The sequence below is a fragment of the Flavobacterium gilvum genome, from assembly GCF_001761465.1.
Taxonomy (GTDB): domain Bacteria; phylum Bacteroidota; class Bacteroidia; order Flavobacteriales; family Flavobacteriaceae; genus Flavobacterium; species Flavobacterium gilvum.
Genome location: NZ_CP017479.1, coordinates 2898256 through 2915428, shown reverse-complemented (window position 1 = coordinate 2915428; position 17173 = coordinate 2898256). Strand labels below are relative to the sequence as shown.

12 protein-coding genes are annotated in these 17173 nt (G+C 34.2%); 8 read left to right on the top strand and 4 right to left on the bottom strand.

Going from position 1 to position 17173, the window contains the following annotated elements:
• Positions 1-51 precede the first annotated feature (51 nt).
• The 7 genes from EM308_RS12165 to EM308_RS12135 all read left to right on the top strand — a co-directional run bounded on the left by EM308_RS12165 (position 52) and on the right by EM308_RS12135 (position 10877).
• On the top strand, positions 52-1482 hold the full coding sequence (locus EM308_RS12165) for a glycogen synthase (protein ID WP_035638755.1): 1431 nt from the start codon (positions 52-54) through the stop codon (positions 1480-1482).
• The gene (locus tag EM308_RS12160; RefSeq protein WP_035638752.1) at positions 1472-2752 is read left to right on the top strand and encodes a glucose-1-phosphate adenylyltransferase; all 1281 of its coding nucleotides are present in this window, start codon (positions 1472-1474) and stop codon (positions 2750-2752) included. The genes EM308_RS12165 and EM308_RS12160 overlap by 11 nt, the downstream gene beginning before the upstream one ends.
• A 169-nt stretch (positions 2753-2921) precedes the next feature.
• Positions 2922-4856, top strand: a complete 1935-nt coding sequence (locus EM308_RS12155) for an alpha-1,4-glucan--maltose-1-phosphate maltosyltransferase (protein ID WP_035638749.1) — start codon at positions 2922-2924, stop codon at positions 4854-4856.
• The gene (locus EM308_RS12150) at positions 4856-6493 is read left to right on the top strand and encodes a maltokinase N-terminal cap-like domain-containing protein (RefSeq protein ID WP_035638746.1); all 1638 of its coding nucleotides are present in this window, start codon (positions 4856-4858) and stop codon (positions 6491-6493) included. The genes EM308_RS12155 and EM308_RS12150 overlap by 1 nt, the downstream gene beginning before the upstream one ends.
• Before the next feature lie 31 nt (positions 6494-6524).
• Positions 6525-8432, top strand: coding sequence for a 1,4-alpha-glucan branching protein GlgB (glgB, locus tag EM308_RS12145; RefSeq protein ID WP_035638742.1), 1908 nt, complete (start codon positions 6525-6527; stop codon positions 8430-8432).
• A 120-nt stretch (positions 8433-8552) separates the two neighbouring features.
• Positions 8553-9365, top strand: a complete 813-nt coding sequence (locus tag EM308_RS12140; RefSeq protein WP_035638738.1) for a M48 family metallopeptidase — start codon at positions 8553-8555, stop codon at positions 9363-9365.
• A gap of 183 nt (positions 9366-9548) precedes the next feature.
• Positions 9549-10877, top strand: a complete 1329-nt coding sequence (locus EM308_RS12135; RefSeq protein ID WP_035638735.1) for an MFS transporter — start codon at positions 9549-9551, stop codon at positions 10875-10877.
• Positions 10878-10941: 64 nt separating this feature from the next.
• Here EM308_RS12135 and EM308_RS12130 read toward each other — a convergent pair whose 3' ends face one another.
• The 4 genes from EM308_RS12130 to EM308_RS12115 all read right to left on the bottom strand — a co-directional run bounded on the left by EM308_RS12130 (position 10942) and on the right by EM308_RS12115 (position 13865).
• On the bottom strand, positions 10942-11655 hold the full coding sequence (locus EM308_RS12130) for a head GIN domain-containing protein (RefSeq protein WP_035638732.1): 714 nt from the start codon (positions 11653-11655) through the stop codon (positions 10942-10944).
• Between the two features lie 68 nt (positions 11656-11723).
• A complete protein-coding gene (locus EM308_RS12125) occupies positions 11724-12794 on the bottom strand; it encodes a DUF4097 family beta strand repeat-containing protein (protein WP_035638730.1) in 1071 nt (356 codons plus the stop codon).
• The gene (locus tag EM308_RS12120; protein WP_035638726.1) at positions 12778-13314 is read right to left on the bottom strand and encodes a hypothetical protein; all 537 of its coding nucleotides are present in this window, start codon (positions 13312-13314) and stop codon (positions 12778-12780) included. The genes EM308_RS12125 and EM308_RS12120 overlap by 17 nt, the downstream gene beginning before the upstream one ends.
• On the bottom strand, positions 13311-13865 hold the full coding sequence (locus EM308_RS12115) for an RNA polymerase sigma factor (protein WP_035638722.1): 555 nt from the start codon (positions 13863-13865) through the stop codon (positions 13311-13313). The genes EM308_RS12120 and EM308_RS12115 overlap by 4 nt, the downstream gene beginning before the upstream one ends.
• A 752-nt stretch (positions 13866-14617) precedes the next feature.
• Here EM308_RS12115 and lon point away from each other — a divergent pair.
• Positions 14618-17071 carry an endopeptidase La gene (gene lon / locus EM308_RS12105; RefSeq protein WP_035638949.1) on the top strand — a complete coding sequence of 818 codons (2454 nt, stop codon included), beginning with the start codon at positions 14618-14620 and terminating at the stop codon, positions 17069-17071.
• The last annotated feature ends 102 nt before the right edge of the window (positions 17072-17173 follow it).

The window sequence follows — 17173 nt, the reverse complement described above, 5'->3', positions numbered from 1 at the left end:
TCAAATGATGGAGATTATTAAAGCCCTGTCATTAAAAATAAAGTAAAATTCATGGAGATATTTCACATTGGAGCAGAATGTTACCCAGTAGCAAAAGTGGGTGGCTTGGCCGATGTAATTGGAGCGTTGCCAAAATATCAAAGTAGCTTCAAAAATCAGGTTCGTGTAGTTATTCCGTCTTATGAAACAACGTTTAGAAAAGAAAATAATTTTGAGTGCGTTCATTGGGGAAAATTAAAACTTGGCACTTTTAATTTCCCTTTTACTGTACAAAAGGAAACATCCAATAAATTGGGTTTTGAATTGTATCTGATAGAAATACCAGAACTTTTTGACCGCCCTAACGTTTATAATTATAAAGACGATATAGAACGGTTTGTATCTTTTCAGATTGCAACATTAGACTGGATAATTGGAAGAAATTCAATGCCTGATATCATTCATTGCCATGATCATCATACAGGATTGATTCCTTTTATGAAAAAATTTTGTCCAAAATATGAGAAAATAAAAGACATAACAACCCTGATTACGATTCATAACAGTTTGTACCAAGGGATATTTACATTTAATAAATTATATTATTTGCCCGAATTTGATTTGGTTCATATAAAAGAGTTGGAATGGGAAAATTATATTAATTCTTTGGCCTCAGGAATAAAATGCGCCGATGCAATTACAACTGTTTCTCCAAGTTATCTCAACGAAATAAATTATACGGGTAGTGGATTGGAAACATTGTATCAGCGGGTTCGAGACAAATCAAAAGGTATTCTCAACGGAATTGACCTTACTATTTGGAATCCCGAAAAGGATTTTATGATTAATACAAATTATTCGAATTCTGATTTTTACGAAGGAAAACAACGAAATAAAGAAGAATTGTGTTTGCATTTTGGAATGAATCCAGCAAAACCACTTTTTAGCTTTATTGGAAGATTATATAATGAAAAAGGTGCTGATTTACTGTCAAAAGTAGTTCAATCAGCTATGGCAACTTTAAAAGAAGAAATTAATATACTGATTCTGGGATATGGAGATACGGAAATAGAAAATCAACTGACACAGTTGCTTCCCGTTTATAAAGGAAATTATTCCGTATATATAGGTTACAATGAAGAACTGGCGCATAAAACCTATGCAGGTTCAGATTTTATTATGATTCCGTCACGCGTTGAGCCTTGCGGATTGAATCAGATGTATGCTTTGCGATATGGAACAATACCAATTGTACGAAGAACTGGTGGCTTGAGAGATACAATTAGTGATTTTGAAGACAATGGAAATGGAATTTGCCATGAACAGCCTTCGGCAGAAGATGTTTGTGACGCCATAGATAGAGCGGTCAATTTATATAAAGATAAAGACCGCACCAATGCATTAAGAATAAAAGGAATGAATACAGATCATTCTTGGGAAAATGTTAGCCAAGAATATTTAGAATTATATAATTTAATTATTGCAAAGAAATATGAAAGCTAAAAAGAAAAATGTTATCGCAATTATTTTGGGAGGCGGCCAGGGTTCAAGATTATATCCATTAACAGCCAAAAGATCAAAACCTGCTGTCCCTATCGCAGGAAAATACAGGTTGGTTGATATTCCGATTTCTAATTGTATAAATTCTGATGTACGAAGAATGTTTGTGCTAACGCAATTCAATTCTGCATCTTTGAATGCGCACATTAAAAACACCTATAATTTCAGCATTTTCAGCCAGTCTTTTGTTGATATCCTGGCAGCAGAGCAAACACCAGACAACCCAACCTGGTTTCAGGGTACTGCAGATGCAGTTAGACAATGTATGTCTCATTTTTTAAACCATGAATTTGATTATGCCTTAATTCTATCTGGTGATCAATTGTATCAAATGGATTTTAATGAAATGATTGAAGCTCATATCGAGGCCGATGCTGATATTTCTATTGCAACTTTGCCTGTAAATGACAAAGATGCTCCTGAATTCGGTATATTAAAAACCAATTCAGAGAATGAGATTGTTTCTTTTATAGAAAAACCTGCCAAAGAATTATTGCCCGAATGGACATCAGAGGTAAGCGAAGAAATGAAAATCCTTGGAAAAAACTATTTGGCTTCTATGGGAATCTATATTTTCAACAGAAAATTATTGATTGATTTAATGTCTGATCCAAACACAAAAGATTTTGGAAAAGAAATTATTCCGCAAGCTGTTGGGAACAAAAAATTACTAAGCTATCAATACGAAGGATACTGGACTGATATTGGAAATATTGACTCCTTTTTTGAAGCGAATATTGGATTAACAGATGATCTGCCAAAATTCAATTTATTTGATAACAAAAATAAAATCTTCACAAGACCACGTTTGCTGTCTCCATCAAAATTTCATAAAACGATGGTTGAAAAGTCCGTAATCTCCGAAGGCTGTATTATTCGAGCCAAAGAAATTACCAAATCGATAATTGGAAACAGATCCCGAATAGGTGAAGAAACGGTGGTTAAAAACACTTATGTGATGGGTAATGATTTTTATCAGAATATCGATGACATCAAAGACGATATCGAAAAAGGAAAACCGGTAATTGGAATTGGAGAAAGATGTTATATTGATTATGCTATTGTGGATAAAAATTGCAGAATTGGTGACGATGTATATATTAAAGGCGGAAAACATTTACCCGATTCAAACAATGAATTATACTGTGTAAAAGATGGAATTATTGTTATTCGAAAAGAAGCCATAATTCCAAATAATTATAAAATCGAATAATAATTAACTTTAAAGAACTTTTGAAAAACAATACACCAAATATAAAAACCCATTTAATGTGGTTTTAATTTGGTGTAATTTTTATCTTTTTTGGATACTTATTTTTTAATAATTTAATTCCTTAAAAGAGTAATATTTACTAAATTACATGTTCTATTTAACTCATGCTATGCAGAATCAAACCCGTATTATTATAGAAAATGTTTTGCCCCAGCTTAATGGAGGCAACTTTGCCATTAAAAGAATTGTTGGCCAAAAAGTAGTTGTTACCGCTGAAGTTTTTTCAGATGGACATGATGTTGTGGAATCTTGTGTCAAATTTAAGCACGAATCCGAAAATGAATGGAGGGAAGTTCGAATGACTCCCACTCACAATGATGAATGGTTTGCCGAATTCCAAGTTGACAAACAAGGGAAATACACCTATTTTGTTGAAGGATGGGTCGATTATGCTTTGAACTGGCAACATGGTACCGAACGAAAAATCAATGACAATCAATACGTTAAATCCGAATTATTGGAAGGTGCAGAATATGTTCGAGCTATTTTGAATTTGGTCGACGGAGCTGATAATGAATATCTGAATCAGTTAATTTATTATTTTACGACTGAGCATGAATATGATAATGCCGTTAGAGAAACAAAATCAGAAAGACTATTTCATATTTTCAAAAAATACCCAATTCGCTTTTTAGAAAATAAATCAATTGAATTGGAAATATATGTTGATAGAAAAAAAGCCTTATTCAGTACCTGGTATGAATTTTTTCCACGTTCTGCATCTGCCGAAGATGGAAAACATGGTACTTTCAAAGACTGTGAACGATTACTTTCCAGAGTTGCCGATATGGGATTTGATACACTTTATTTTCCTCCTATTCATCCGATTGGTGAAGTAAACCGAAAAGGGAAAAATAACGCTACAAACGCAGAATGGGGTGATGTAGGTTCGCCTTGGGGAATTGGTTCTCAATATGGAGGACACAAATCTACACATCCCGAATTGGGAACTATTGAGGATTTTAAAGAATTGGTACAAAAAGCAAAAAATCTGGGAATCGAAGTCGCAATGGATTACGCATTGCAGGCGGCGCCAGATCATCCGTATGTGAAGGATTTTCCGCAGTGGTTTAAATGGAGACCAGACGGAACCGTTCAATACGCCGAAAATCCTCCAAAAAAATACCAAGACATTCAGCCAATCTATTTTGAGACCTCAGATTGGAAAAATCTTTGGAAGGAATTACTGGATGTTGCCTTATTTTGGATTGAAGAATGTGATATTCAAATTTTCAGAGTAGACAATCCTCATACCAAACCATTTTATTTTTGGGGTTGGCTTATCGCCGAAGTCAAAAAGAAACATCCAAATGTTTTGTTTTTGGCAGAAGCATTTACGCGTCCAAAAATAATGAATGAGTTGGCAAAACAAGGTTTTAGTCAATCTTACACTTATTTTACATGGAGAAATACCAAGAAAGAATTGACCGAATATGTGGAGGAATTGACTCAAACAGAACAAAAAGAATTTTACAGACCTAATTTTTGGCCCAATACACCAGACATAAATCCTTTTGCATTGCAAAATGGAAACGAGTCTATTCATTTGCAAAAATATTTTCTGGCAGCAACTTTAAGTTCCAATGTTGGGATTTATGGCCCTGTTTTCGAATACATGATTAGTACTCCAATGGCACAGGGAAAAGAAGAATATCTGCACTCTGAAAAGTATCAATGTTACAAATGGGACTGGAACATTCAAAATAAATTAATTGCTCTTATCAAAAAAATCAACATACTCCGTAAGGAACATTCTTCATTACAGCAAACTAATAATATTGCTTTTTGTGAGACAAACAATGAACAGATAATTGCCTATTATAAATTTGATGACGAAAAACAAGATGAGACTTTAATGGTTGTTAGTTTGGATGCACATCATACCGGAAGGGCAATGGTGAAACTTCCAATTGAAAAAATTGGTACTCAAAACATTCAAATTACCGATTTGATAACCGGAAACACCTATGCATGGGATAACGAATGGAATTATGTAGAACTTTCTCCTGAATTGCCTTTTCACTTATTTAAAATTCATAAATAATGGCTGAAAAAATTAACGAAGCCGAGTATAAAGACCCTCTTGTATTTCACACAAGTTGGGATAATGCGCTTGAAGACGAAAATTTTATTAAAATTTTTGCCACTGATATTTTAGAAAATTACATTATCAATAAAAGATGGTATGGAGGAAAAGCCAGCACCCTGAAATATATTGAAATTGTACATTCTTTTAAAATAAGTTCAAACGACAATACATATTACGGAGTTTTGTTAGAAGTAAATTTTAAAGAAGCTTTTTATCAGCATTATTTTATGCCATTGGCATTTATGTCTGAAGAAGATTTGGATACCAATACCGTTATTGCTCCGGTCATCATGGACGAAAAAGAGGGATACCTTGTGGATGCATTGCATCAGGAAGATTTTAGGAAATTACTTTTTGAGAAAATCATTCATTCCAAAAAACATGAAGAATCAAATGTGAAATTCCATAAAGGAAAAGTATTGCATGACAAAGAGTATATTTCTTCCCGTTTTATGGGCGTAGAACAAAGCAATACTTCGATTATTTACAATGAAAAATTGGTTCTGAAAATTTTCAGAAGGATTTACATCAACATGAATCCCGATTATGAAATAAGCCGTTTTTTAACAGAACGAATGAATTTTAAACATTCGCCGGCTTATACAGGAAGCATGAGCATTGAGTCTTCGGATGGGAATATTACACTAGGGTTAATGCAGGAATTAGTTCCAAATCAAGGTGATGCATGGAAGTATATGCTCGAAGAAGTGGATCGAATTTTTGACAATTTAAAAACAAAAAAAATCGCTATTAATAAACTTCCGGACATAGCACTTTTCCACAGATTACAATTAAACAATGTACCCCATGAAATTATTGATTGGGCAGGATTAAGCATTTTTTTAAGAATTCAAAAACTGGCAACCCGAACTGCCGAAATGCACATCGCATTGGGCAGCGACATCCATGAAACGGCTTTTACGCCGCTTACCTACAATGGTGATTATTCAGTTTGGCTAAAAAACAGATTAACGTATCAGTTTCAGAACCGTCTCAATATTCTGGAAAATAATTTACACAAGCTGGATGGATTAGAACTGGAGCTCGCCAATCAGTTTTTGGATCATAAAAAAGAAATTCGAAAAGCGTTTATTCAATTTGATTGGACACAGATGAAATCGGAGCGAATTCGTATTCATGGAGATTATCATTTGGGACAGGTTTTAGTCAATGGAGACGATTTTTGGATTCTTGATTTCGAAGGAGAACCAGAAAGTACCATTAGGGACAGAAAAGTAAAACAGCCTCCGCTAAAAGATGTAGCCGGAATGTTTCGTTCTTTTCATTATGCGATTTACGCAACAATCTTCAACAGCAACGATAAATATCCGTATTCACAAAATGAACTTTTTCACGCTGGAGAAATTTTATATAAATATTTCGTGGGTGTCTTTTTGAACACCTATACCGAAGTGGCACAATCTGGCAATCTGAATATTGGTTATCAAAAAGAAATTGACTTTTTATTAAAATATTGCCTTTTAGAAAAAGCTATTTACGAATTGGGTTATGAATTGAATTCCAGACCAAGGTGGTCCGTAATTCCCTTGACTGGAATTGCCAGTATAATGGGGTTTAACAAAGCTAACTAATTACATTTTAGAAGAAAATAAAAAACAAAAAATGAACAAAGTACAAACCTATTCGCTTTTTACGGATTTTGACATCGATTTATTCAAAGCAGGAAAACATTTTAGACTATACGAAAAACTAGGTGCACATCCCATAGAAGTTGATGGTGTAAAAGGAGTATATTTTGCCGTATGGGCACCATCAGCAAGAACGGTTTCTGTAGTTGGAGATTTTAATTACTGGATTCAGGGAGAACATCAATTGCAAGTAAGATGGGATTCATCTGGTATTTGGGAAGGATTTATTCCCGGAATCGAACAAGGAACAACTTATAAATACAAAATTCAATCCAACAACGGGGGAGTAATCACAGAAAAAGCTGATCCATTTGCCTTTTACTGCGAAAAGCCTCCACATACCGCTTCGGTTATTTGGGATCTGGATTACAATTGGAAAGACGAAAAATGGATGCAAAACCGAAAAGAACACAACGATTTGGACAAACCATATTCCGTTTATGAAGTTCATTTGGGTTCTTGGAAAAGACATGGAGAAGAAAATCGCTTTTTAACTTATCAAGAGTATGCCGAAGATCTTGTAAAATATGTAAAAGAAACAGGCTTTACACATGTCGAATTCATGCCAATTATGGAATATCCTTATGATCCTTCATGGGGTTATCAATTGGTAGGCTATTTTGCTCCAACTTCCCGTTTTGGAAATCCTCAGGATTTTATGCTGCTTGTCGATAAATTGCACCAAGCCGGCATCGGAGTTATTTTGGATTGGGTTCCTTCACATTTTCCTGAAGATGCACATGGTTTAGGATTTTTTGATGGTTCCAATTTATTTGAGCACCCAGATCGCCGCAAGGGATATCACCCAGATTGGAAAAGTTTGGTTTTCAATTATGGACGAAATGAAGTTCGCTCCTTTTTGATCAGTAATGCGCTTTTTTGGCTACATCATTATCACATTGATGGTCTTAGAGTAGATGCTGTTGCTTCAATGCTTTATCTAGATTATTCAAGAAATGATGGTGAGTGGGAACCAAATTTTTATGGAGGAAGAGAAAACCTGGATACGATAAGTTTTTTGAAAGATTTTAACGAAGCAGTATATTCAAATTATGAAGGTGTGCAAACAATCGCCGAAGAAAGCACTTCTTTTCCGATGGTATCCAGACCTACGTTTGCCGGTGGATTAGGTTTTGGAATGAAGTGGATGATGGGTTGGATGCACGATACATTAGAATATTTTCAAAAAGAGCCAGTCTATCGAAAATACCATCAAAATGACTTGACATTTTCAATGACATATACCTATACAGAGAACTTCATGCTTCCGCTTTCACATGATGAAGTGGTGTATGGCAAAAGATCGATTGCGGGAAGAATGCCTGGAGATGAGTGGCAAAAATTTGCAAATTTAAGATTGCTTTACAGCTATATGTTTGCCCATCCCGGAACAAAATTATTGTTTATGGGTTCTGAATTTGGTCAAAGTGGAGAATGGGATTTCCAAAACAGTTTGGATTGGCATTTATTGCAATATCCTTTTCACAATGGAATAAAATCAACAATTACCAAACTTAATTCATTATACAAAACAGAACCGGCTTTGTATGAAAAACAATTCAGCCCAGAAGGATTTGAATGGATTAACTACTCCGATCACGAACAGGCTGTGTTATCTTTCATCCGAAAAGGAAACGATTCCAAAGACGATTTGATAGTTGTTCTCAATTTTACTCCAGTAGTACGTGAAAATTATAGAATAGGATTGCCTAAATCAGGAAAACTTACAGAAATATTCAATAGTGACAGTACAGATTTTGGAGGTAGTGGAGTGAAAAACAATAAAAAAATTGTGATAGAAATTGATCCTTATGACGGAAAGGAATATTCTGCTCCTATAAAGCTTCCGCCTTTGAGTGCTGTAATTTTTAAAATATCTTAAAATTAATAAGGCAATGTTTATTGTTGAATATCAGAACAATAGAGTAGATTTGAATCTCTTTTTTAGAATAATAAACAGAAAAAATCGTAATTTTATGTCAAACAATTAAACCTAAAGATTATGAAAAAGTTTTTTTTCATTGGAATAGCAATAACATATTTAGTTTACTCTTGTGCATCCAATCCCATCACAGGTAAAAAAGAACTTAATTTTGTATCCAACGATAATTTATTTGCTACTTCTTTTCAGGAGTACGGTACTTTTTTGAAAGACAATAAAGTCATTACAGGAACACCAGATGCCAAAAGAGTAGAAAGTGTTGGATTAAGAATTAAAGCTGCAGCAGAAAAGTACGCGAATTACAAAGGAAAACCAGAATATTTGAAAGGGTATCAATGGGAATATAATTTGGTCGATAGCAAAGATGTAAATGCATGGTGTATGCCAGGAGGGAAAATCGTTGTGTATTCGGGGATTTTACCAATAACCAAAGACGACAATGGATTAGCAACAGTTATGGGGCATGAAGTTTCTCACGCTATAGCAAATCACGGTGCACAAAGGATGAGTGCAGCACAACTACAGCAAATTGGTGCCGTAGGTCTTGCAGTAGCTACAGGAGGCCAAAGTGCCGAAAAACAGCAAATGTGGCAACAATATTATGGTTTAGGAACCGAAGTAGGAGCAATGCTTCCTTTTAGCAGAAGCCATGAAAGCGAAGCCGACAGATTGGGGCTAATTTTGATGACTATTGCCGGATTTAATCCAGATGAGACTATTGCTTTTTGGCAAAGGATGGCTGCACAATCCGGTGGAGCTGCACAATCAGAATTCTTTAGCACACACCCTTCTGATGCTACTCGTATAGCCAATTTGCAAAAATTAATACCTGAAGCAAAAGAGATTGCTGCCAAGGTCAATGCTACTAAATAATTATCAGATTCAGAAAAATTACATTTTAAAATTCTTCAAGCTATTCTCAAAAGGAGTAGCTTTTTTAATATCTAATTTCAAGAATGGATTCAGTAATTTAAAATAAAAAATTAATCTGTGAAAAAACGTCATTTGTTATTGTTCCAATCAAAAAATAAATAAATTCGCAAATAAAAAACTAACATGGCAGATTTAGCAAAAGGAAGCAAAAAGTTATTGAACGCATGGGCATTTTACGATTGGGCCAATTCGGTATATCCGTTGGTTATTTCGTCAGCCATTTTCCCAATATTTTATGAGGCTTTATTTTCTGGAAGAGATCATTATATTGAGGTATTCGGAATGAATTTAAAAAACTCGGCATTGATAAGCTTTGTTACTGCAGCGGCATTCCTAATGGTTGCTTTTTTTTCGCCATTATTATCTGGAATTGCCGATTATGTTGGAAATAAAAAATCCTTCATGAAATTTTTCTGTTATATGGGAGCACTTTCATGCATTGGTCTCAATTGGTTTAGCCTAGAAAATATCTACGTTGGATTGTTTTTTTACTTTTTTGGTTTAATCGGTTTTTGGGGAAGTTTGGTTTTTTATAACTCTTACTTACCTGATATTGCTTTTACCGAACAACAGGATGCCGTAAGTGCCAAAGGGTATTCCCTTGGATACATTGGAAGTGTGATTCTACTAATTGTAAATCTAGCTATGGTAATGATGCCTGATACTTTTGGAATAACTGGAAGTACTAAAGGAGAAGCTGCAATGAAAGCCATGAAATATTCCTTTGTAATGGTAGGAATCTGGTGGATGTTATTCAGTCAATATACTTATTATTTTTTGCCAAAAGGAAACAAAAATGAAGCTAGAAAAGTGACAAAAGCTGTTGTATTCAATGGTTTTAAGGAATTGAAAAAAGTATGGGGATTATTAGAAAGCAACATACCGTTAAAAAGATATTTGGCTAGCTTTTTTGTCTACAGTATGGCTGTTCAAACCGTAATGCTCATTGCAACCTATTTTGGTTCTCAAGAAATCGCTTGGGAATCTCCGAGCCAAAGCCAAACCGGACTGATAATCTGTATTTTATTAATTCAGATTATCGCTATTTGTGGAGCTATTTTAACTTCAAAAGCATCTGCCAAATTCGGAAACATACCGACACTTATTGTCATCAATTGTTTTTGGGCAATACTTTGTTCGGCTGCTTTTTTTATAAAAACTCCTAATCAGTTTTATATAATGGCTGCATTGGTAGGACTTGTTATGGGAGGAATTCAGGCTTTGTCTCGTTCAACATATTCCAAACTTTTACCTGAGACGGAAGATACAGCATCTTTTTTCAGTTTTTATGATGTAACCGAAAAAATTGGAATTGTAATTGGAATGTGTGTTTATGGTGCCATTGACCAAATTACCGGAAGCCCAAGATTGGCAATTGTGTTCCTGACTGCATTTTTTATAATTGGAATCTTTCTTTTGAAAAGAGTTCCGAAGAAGGAAATTGGTGAATAGTGAATAGTCCTTAGTTTGTGTTATAATTTTCTAATTACTAAGGACTATTCACTAATTACTCTATTTATATTTTTGTAATATCACCGGAGCCACTCACTTTTGTGTCTTTTTGTTGAGGGTTTCCTTTGTATTCAATATCGCCTGAACCCGAAACTCTTGCATATAGGCTTTCACTGCAATTCAATTTCATATCTCCAGAACCAGAAACGGTTACATTTGCTTTTTTAGTTAATAAATTAACTGCATCTATATCCCCAGAACCTGATACTTTTGAAGTAAAATTATCCGAACTTCCTTTTAAAACAATATCTCCTGAACCGCTCAAATTAATTTCAAAATCGGTGTTTTTAACATCTAACGTCAAATCACCAGAACCAGATAATTTAGCCTTAAATACAGGGGAAACAATTGAAGTTTTCGTTGTAATATCACCAGATCCAGATAAACTTAGAGCATTTATTTGCTCAATAGGTACAGTCACAGTAACATCTTTTTTGGTATCGAAGCTTACTTTATCATTATAAATTTTCAATACATTACCGCTGACTTCTATTTTTACATGAGGAAGAATATTTTCCTCACCTTCAATTGTTATTGCTCCTTCGGTTCCAGAGACCAAAACCACATCGTAAAAACCAGAAACACTTATTTCATCATACCCCGCAGTTGTTCTTTTCTCGGTAATTACCTTTCCGTTTCCTTTTATTTTGGTTTGCGCAATTCCAGTTACTGAAAGAAACAGTACGCTTAAAAAAATTAATAGAGTTGATTTTTTCATTTTTTTTCTAAATTAAATTAATGTTTTATTAAATTCCTCATTGTCATTGATTATTGAAATTGCAATTGTTATTGATTTTCTTTTTTATTCAATTTCACGTTACCATAACTTGCCGAAATAGTAACCTTGTTTTCTCCTTTTTTCTTGTAAAAACCACCTATTTTCTTAGAAGTATTGGTTTCTTCTCTAGAATTAACAGTCATTTCATTATCCGACTTAAAATCTCCATATCGCAATGAAACATCAAAATCAAAAGCATAATTAGGATTAAAACCTACATTCACACCGGTATAAGCTGCTTCAATACTAACATTTCCAGCTTTGGACTGAATTGCATCAACTGAAATATTACTGTATCGGGCGCTCATTTTTAATTGATTAAATAAAGAGCCTACATAAATGGTCAAATAATTTCCGTTACCGTCCAAGGTATTTACTTTTTTGATTTTCACGCTACCATATCTGCTGGTATATTTTAGGTCATTTCCTTGTTCAATTTCAATTTCAGAATAGTCAGAAAGCAAATCGAGTTTGTTTACTTCATCCATTTTCAGACCCGAATATTTTGATGTAACAGCACCGCTTTTTATGAATTCCATCGTCGAATTAGAACAATAACTAATTTGTATTGTATTACTGTTTCCGTTCAGTTTTCCCAAATTAATTTTTCCATAACTGCAGTTAATATCAGTAGCAGCAAACAAATCCGAAGTTCCTATATTTCCGTACTTGTTATTCAGTTTTACGGATCCGTTTTTAGGAATTTTTACAGTATAATTAATTTCAAAATTATTGTTTTTACCATTGTTTTTTGAGCTGATATTATCAAAAACAGTTTTGGCCGTAACCAAACTCTTTAAAGCCGTAAAATCAACATTGATACCATCCAACTTTTGGTTAACCCATTTTTCATCATTACCGCTTACTTTAATAAGGACTTCAATTTCTATTTTATCCTCATTCCATGTGGCAACAAAAATATTTCCATAAGAATTATCAATATTCAACCCGGCATCGCTATTCACAACATAAGCTTTACTTATTGTTTTTTGTTTGGTATAATTAAAACCATCATTCGAAAATCCCAAAAAAGGAATTAACAAAAGGAATAATTGCAGTATGTTAAATTGTTTTTTCATCTTTCAATTTTTTTAATTTTTCGGTTTGTTCAATATTTTGCAAAACACTTTGCAAAAACGAAATTCGGGTTTGTAGGTTGCTTATCATCGCATAAATAATAGGTTTACATTCACCATTTACTTCCAATTCATGCTTAATTTTTTCATAATCACTATCAAGCGATTTCATTTGCTGCAAAGCATCACTTATAATTTTTTCATTTTCAGGTGATTTTTTTGCTTCAATTTGTTCCAATTGACGTTCAATCAAAACAGTAAAAATAGAATCTGTTTGTTTGGTTTCTTTCGAAGCAAATTTCAGTTCCTGACGATTATCCGCTTTCGGATAAAACATAGTAATTCCAAGCAGCACAACAACAGAAGCGGCTATAGCATAAATAAGCCCAAAATTCCTTTTTCTCTTTTTCAGATTCAATTTTTCCGAAAACCGATTAAAGTGTTGAGAATCCAACTCTTGGACATCCCATTGATTTTCAAAATTTTCAAATAATTGGTCTAATTTTTCATTTTCATTTTTCATGACTCACTCAATTTTTTTCTTAAACTTTCTTTGGCTCTGCTCAATGTCGTTCTGCAATTGGCGTAGCTTATTTTAAGAATTTCACTTATTTCTTCCTGGTCATAACCTTCTATATAAAATAGTGTCAAAACCATGCTGTAATTGTATTTTAAGGACTGAATCGCATCCAGAACTTGTTTAACTTTTAAATCATTAAAATTTAATTTTTCTTCCCAGTCAGTATCTGTTTCTTCTAATTTGTAAAGTGTTTTTTCAAAATCTTCTGTTTTAAATGGATTATTCTTTTTGTAAAAATCAATACTGTAATTCACAATTATCCGTTTGAGCCAGGCGCCAAAAGCCACTTCTTGTTTAAAATCATGTATTTTGGTAAAGGCTTTCAAAAAACCTTCCTGCATAACATCTTCGGCAAAATGCTCGTCTTTCACAATTCGATAGGCCACATTATACATCGCCTTGCAATAGCGATTATAAATCTCGAATTGTGCTTTCTGATTGTTCGCTTTGCATAACGAAACTAATTCCTCGATATTTTGACTGTTCAGACTCAATTAAATAATTATGATTTATACCAAAGACAGAAGATTTTTTGGTTTGTTACACTTTGATAAAAATAATTTATTTTAAACAGAAATTTGTTTCCATTAAATTTTTTATTTGGGCGTGCCCCAAGGGTCGGGCTATCCGTTCCCGCTTTTTTTCTTGATAAAAAAATCAAGGAAAAAGAGCTCCACTTCTATCCCTCACGCGAAATGTCATTAAGTTAAGGATATAAAACCATCGTTTTGTCATTCCGCGGTACGAGGAATCTCACTAGTGACTCACGTTATGTGATTTCTCCTTCGTCGAAATGACATAAAAAACGCTTAACTTAATGACATTGCCTTCACGCGGCATTCTGCGACTCAACATCATTTTTATTAAATAAAATAATTTCGTTTTCATAATTTCTTTCGATAGCGCGAGCGTCCCGCTCGCGCCCATTCCAATTTATACAACCATTAAACACTTTTTTCCAACCTTTATATGCAGGTACGAGCGGGACGCTCGCGCTAGCTTTGGAATTAACCAAGCGTGAGATTCCTTCGGATGACAAAACTGAACGTAATAACACTAAATATTCTAAAAAGAGCAATAATTATTTATTAAGAAAAATTATTATATAAAATTTTCTTTGGCACAATGATTGCCTTATTTTAAAGTTCAATATTTATGCACGCATATTAGGGTAAAATATTGTTGTGATACCTTATATTTGCGCTCCGATTTGTAACATTAATGACAAAAAGACTTAAATAACGTTATGTCAAACCATAAAACACTAACTATTGACAATCTGTCACTTCAGGAATTTGATTCTGAAGCCGAATTAATTCCATTATTGACTCCAGAAGACGAGGAAGAAATGAATAATGAAGAACTACCAGATTCTTTGCCAATTCTGCCTTTACGCAATACAGTTTTATTTCCGGGTGTAGTTATTCCTATTTCGGCAGGAAGAGATAAATCCATAAAATTAATCAATGATGCCAATGCAGGCGGTAAAATCATTGGTGTTGTGGCACAACTCAATGAGGAAGACGAAGATCCAACTATTGATGATATCAACAAAATTGGTACTGTTGCCCGTATTTTGCGCGTTTTAAAAATGCCCGATGGTAACGTAACTGTTATTCTGCAAGGAAAAAAACGTTTCGAAATATCCGAAATCAAATCAGAACAACCTTATCTTAAGGCAACTATAAAAGAAGTTCCTGAAAAAAGACCAACTAAAAAAGATTCTGAATTCAATGCCATAATTGAATCTGTAAAAGAATTGGCTGTTAAAATAATCAGCGAAAGCCCAAATATTCCAACAGAAGCCACATTTGCAATAAAAAATATTGGCAGTCCATCATTTTTAATCAATTTTGTTTCTTCTAACATGAATTTGTTGGTTAAGGAAAAACAAGAATTATTATCTATAAACGGATTGAAAGAGCGTGCTTTGGAAACATTGCGCTATATGAATGTCGAGTTGCAAAAACTGGAATTGAAAAATGATATTCAATCCAAAGTTCGTTTTGACCTTGACCAACAGCAAAGAGAATATTTCTTGCACCAGCAAATGAAAACCATCCAAGAGGAATTGGGGGGCGTTTCGCAGGAGGAAGAAATGGACGAAATGAGTCTGAAAGCCAAAACAAAGAAATGGGATGAAAAAACGCAAAACCATTTCGATAAGGAATTATCGAAAATGCGTAGAATGAATCCGCAAGCTCCTGATTTTGGTATTCAAAGAAATTACCTGGAATTATTTTTGGAATTGCCTTGGAACGAATTTTCAAAAGATAATTTCGATTTAAAACACGCTCAAAAAGTATTAGACAAAGATCATTTTGGTTTAGAAGATGTCAAGAAAAGAATGATTGAGCATTTAGCCGTGCTTAAACTAAGAAATGATATGAAATCCCCAATTATCTGTTTAGCAGGGCCTCCAGGAGTTGGTAAAACATCTATTGGTAGATCTGTAGCCGAGGCATTGGGGAGAGAATATGTTCGCATTTCTCTAGGTGGATTGCGTGACGAAGCCGAAATTCGTGGACACAGAAAAACATATATCGGTGCTATGCCTGGACGAATTATCCAAAGTTTGAAAAAAGCTGGAACATCCAACCCGGTGTTCGTTTTGGACGAAATTGACAAATTATCCTCCAGTCATAACGGAGATCCGTCTTCGGCATTATTGGAAGTTTTGGATCCAGAGCAAAACAACGCTTTTTATGATAATTTCCTAGAAATGGGTTATGATTTGTCCAAAGTGATGTTCATTGCTACTTCAAACAATATGGCCGCTATTCAGCCTGCTTTGGTGGATAGAATGGAAGTTATAAAAATGTCGGGGTATACAACTGAAGAAAAGATAGAAATAGCCAGAAAACATTTATTCCCTAAGCAATTGACAGCGCACGGGTTAACCGCCAAACATTTGAGTATTGGTAAAAAACAATTAGAAAAAATTGTCGAAGGTTATACACGTGAATCTGGTGTTCGTGGATTGGAAAATAAAATTGCGCAAATCGTTCGTAATGCTGCCAAATCAGTTGCGATGGAGGAGGAGTACAATAAAAAAATTACCGACGAAGATATTATAAAAGTCTTGGGAGTTCCTAGATTGGAAAGAGATAAATACGAGAATAATGAAGTAGCCGGTGTTGTTACCGGTTTGGCATGGACAAGTGTTGGTGGCGATATTCTTTTCATAGAATCATTACTTTCTCCTGGAAAAGGTTCAATGACCATTACCGGAAATTTAGGAAATGTCATGAAAGAATCGGCAACAATTGCTTTGGAATACATCAAAGCCAACGCCGAATTATTGGGATTAAATCCTGAAATACTTACCAAATACAATATTCACTTGCATGTTCCGGAAGGAGCAACTCCAAAAGATGGCCCAAGTGCCGGTATTGCTATGCTGACGTCATTGGTTTCTTTACTTACTCAAAAACGAGTGAAGAAAAATCTAGCCATGACAGGAGAAATAACCTTGAGAGGAAAAGTATTGCCTGTTGGTGGTATTAAAGAAAAAATATTGGCCGCCAAAAGAGCCAATATTAAAGAAATAATCCTGTGTCATGAAAACAAAAGCGATATTGACGAAATCAAAGCGGAGTACTTAGAAGGACTTACATTTCATTATGTAAAAGAGATGAGCGAAGTTTTGAATTTGGCTATAACAAAAGACAAGGTGAAAAACGCAAAAGACTTGAAATAAAATCGGTTACCGAATATTTCATTCCTAATAAAAGTCCAAAATCCACTCCTGAAGTAAACAGGAAGACGGAATTTGGACTTTGTTTTTTAAGGCTTTTCTCTT

What these genes read in the sequence shown, in the direction of transcription:
- EM308_RS12165 (WP_035638755.1), top strand. Translation starts at nt 52, where the DNA reads ATGGAGATATTTCACATTGGAGCAGAATGTTACCCAGTAGCAAAAGTG.
- EM308_RS12160 (WP_035638752.1), top strand. Translation starts at nt 1,472, where the DNA reads ATGAAAGCTAAAAAGAAAAATGTTATCGCAATTATTTTGGGAGGCGGC.
- EM308_RS12155 (WP_035638749.1), top strand. Translation starts at nt 2,922, where the DNA reads ATGCAGAATCAAACCCGTATTATTATAGAAAATGTTTTGCCCCAGCTT.
- EM308_RS12150 (WP_035638746.1), top strand. Translation starts at nt 4,856, where the DNA reads ATGGCTGAAAAAATTAACGAAGCCGAGTATAAAGACCCTCTTGTATTT.
- glgB (WP_035638742.1), top strand. Translation starts at nt 6,525, where the DNA reads ATGAACAAAGTACAAACCTATTCGCTTTTTACGGATTTTGACATCGAT.
- EM308_RS12140 (WP_035638738.1), top strand. Translation starts at nt 8,553, where the DNA reads ATGAAAAAGTTTTTTTTCATTGGAATAGCAATAACATATTTAGTTTAC.
- EM308_RS12135 (WP_035638735.1), top strand. Translation starts at nt 9,549, where the DNA reads ATGGCAGATTTAGCAAAAGGAAGCAAAAAGTTATTGAACGCATGGGCA.
- EM308_RS12130 (WP_035638732.1), bottom strand. Translation starts at nt 11,655, where the DNA reads ATGAAAAAATCAACTCTATTAATTTTTTTAAGCGTACTGTTTCTTTCA.
- EM308_RS12125 (WP_035638730.1), bottom strand. Translation starts at nt 12,794, where the DNA reads ATGAAAAAACAATTTAACATACTGCAATTATTCCTTTTGTTAATTCCT.
- EM308_RS12120 (WP_035638726.1), bottom strand. Translation starts at nt 13,314, where the DNA reads ATGAAAAATGAAAATGAAAAATTAGACCAATTATTTGAAAATTTTGAA.
- lon (WP_035638949.1), top strand. Translation starts at nt 14,618, where the DNA reads ATGTCAAACCATAAAACACTAACTATTGACAATCTGTCACTTCAGGAA.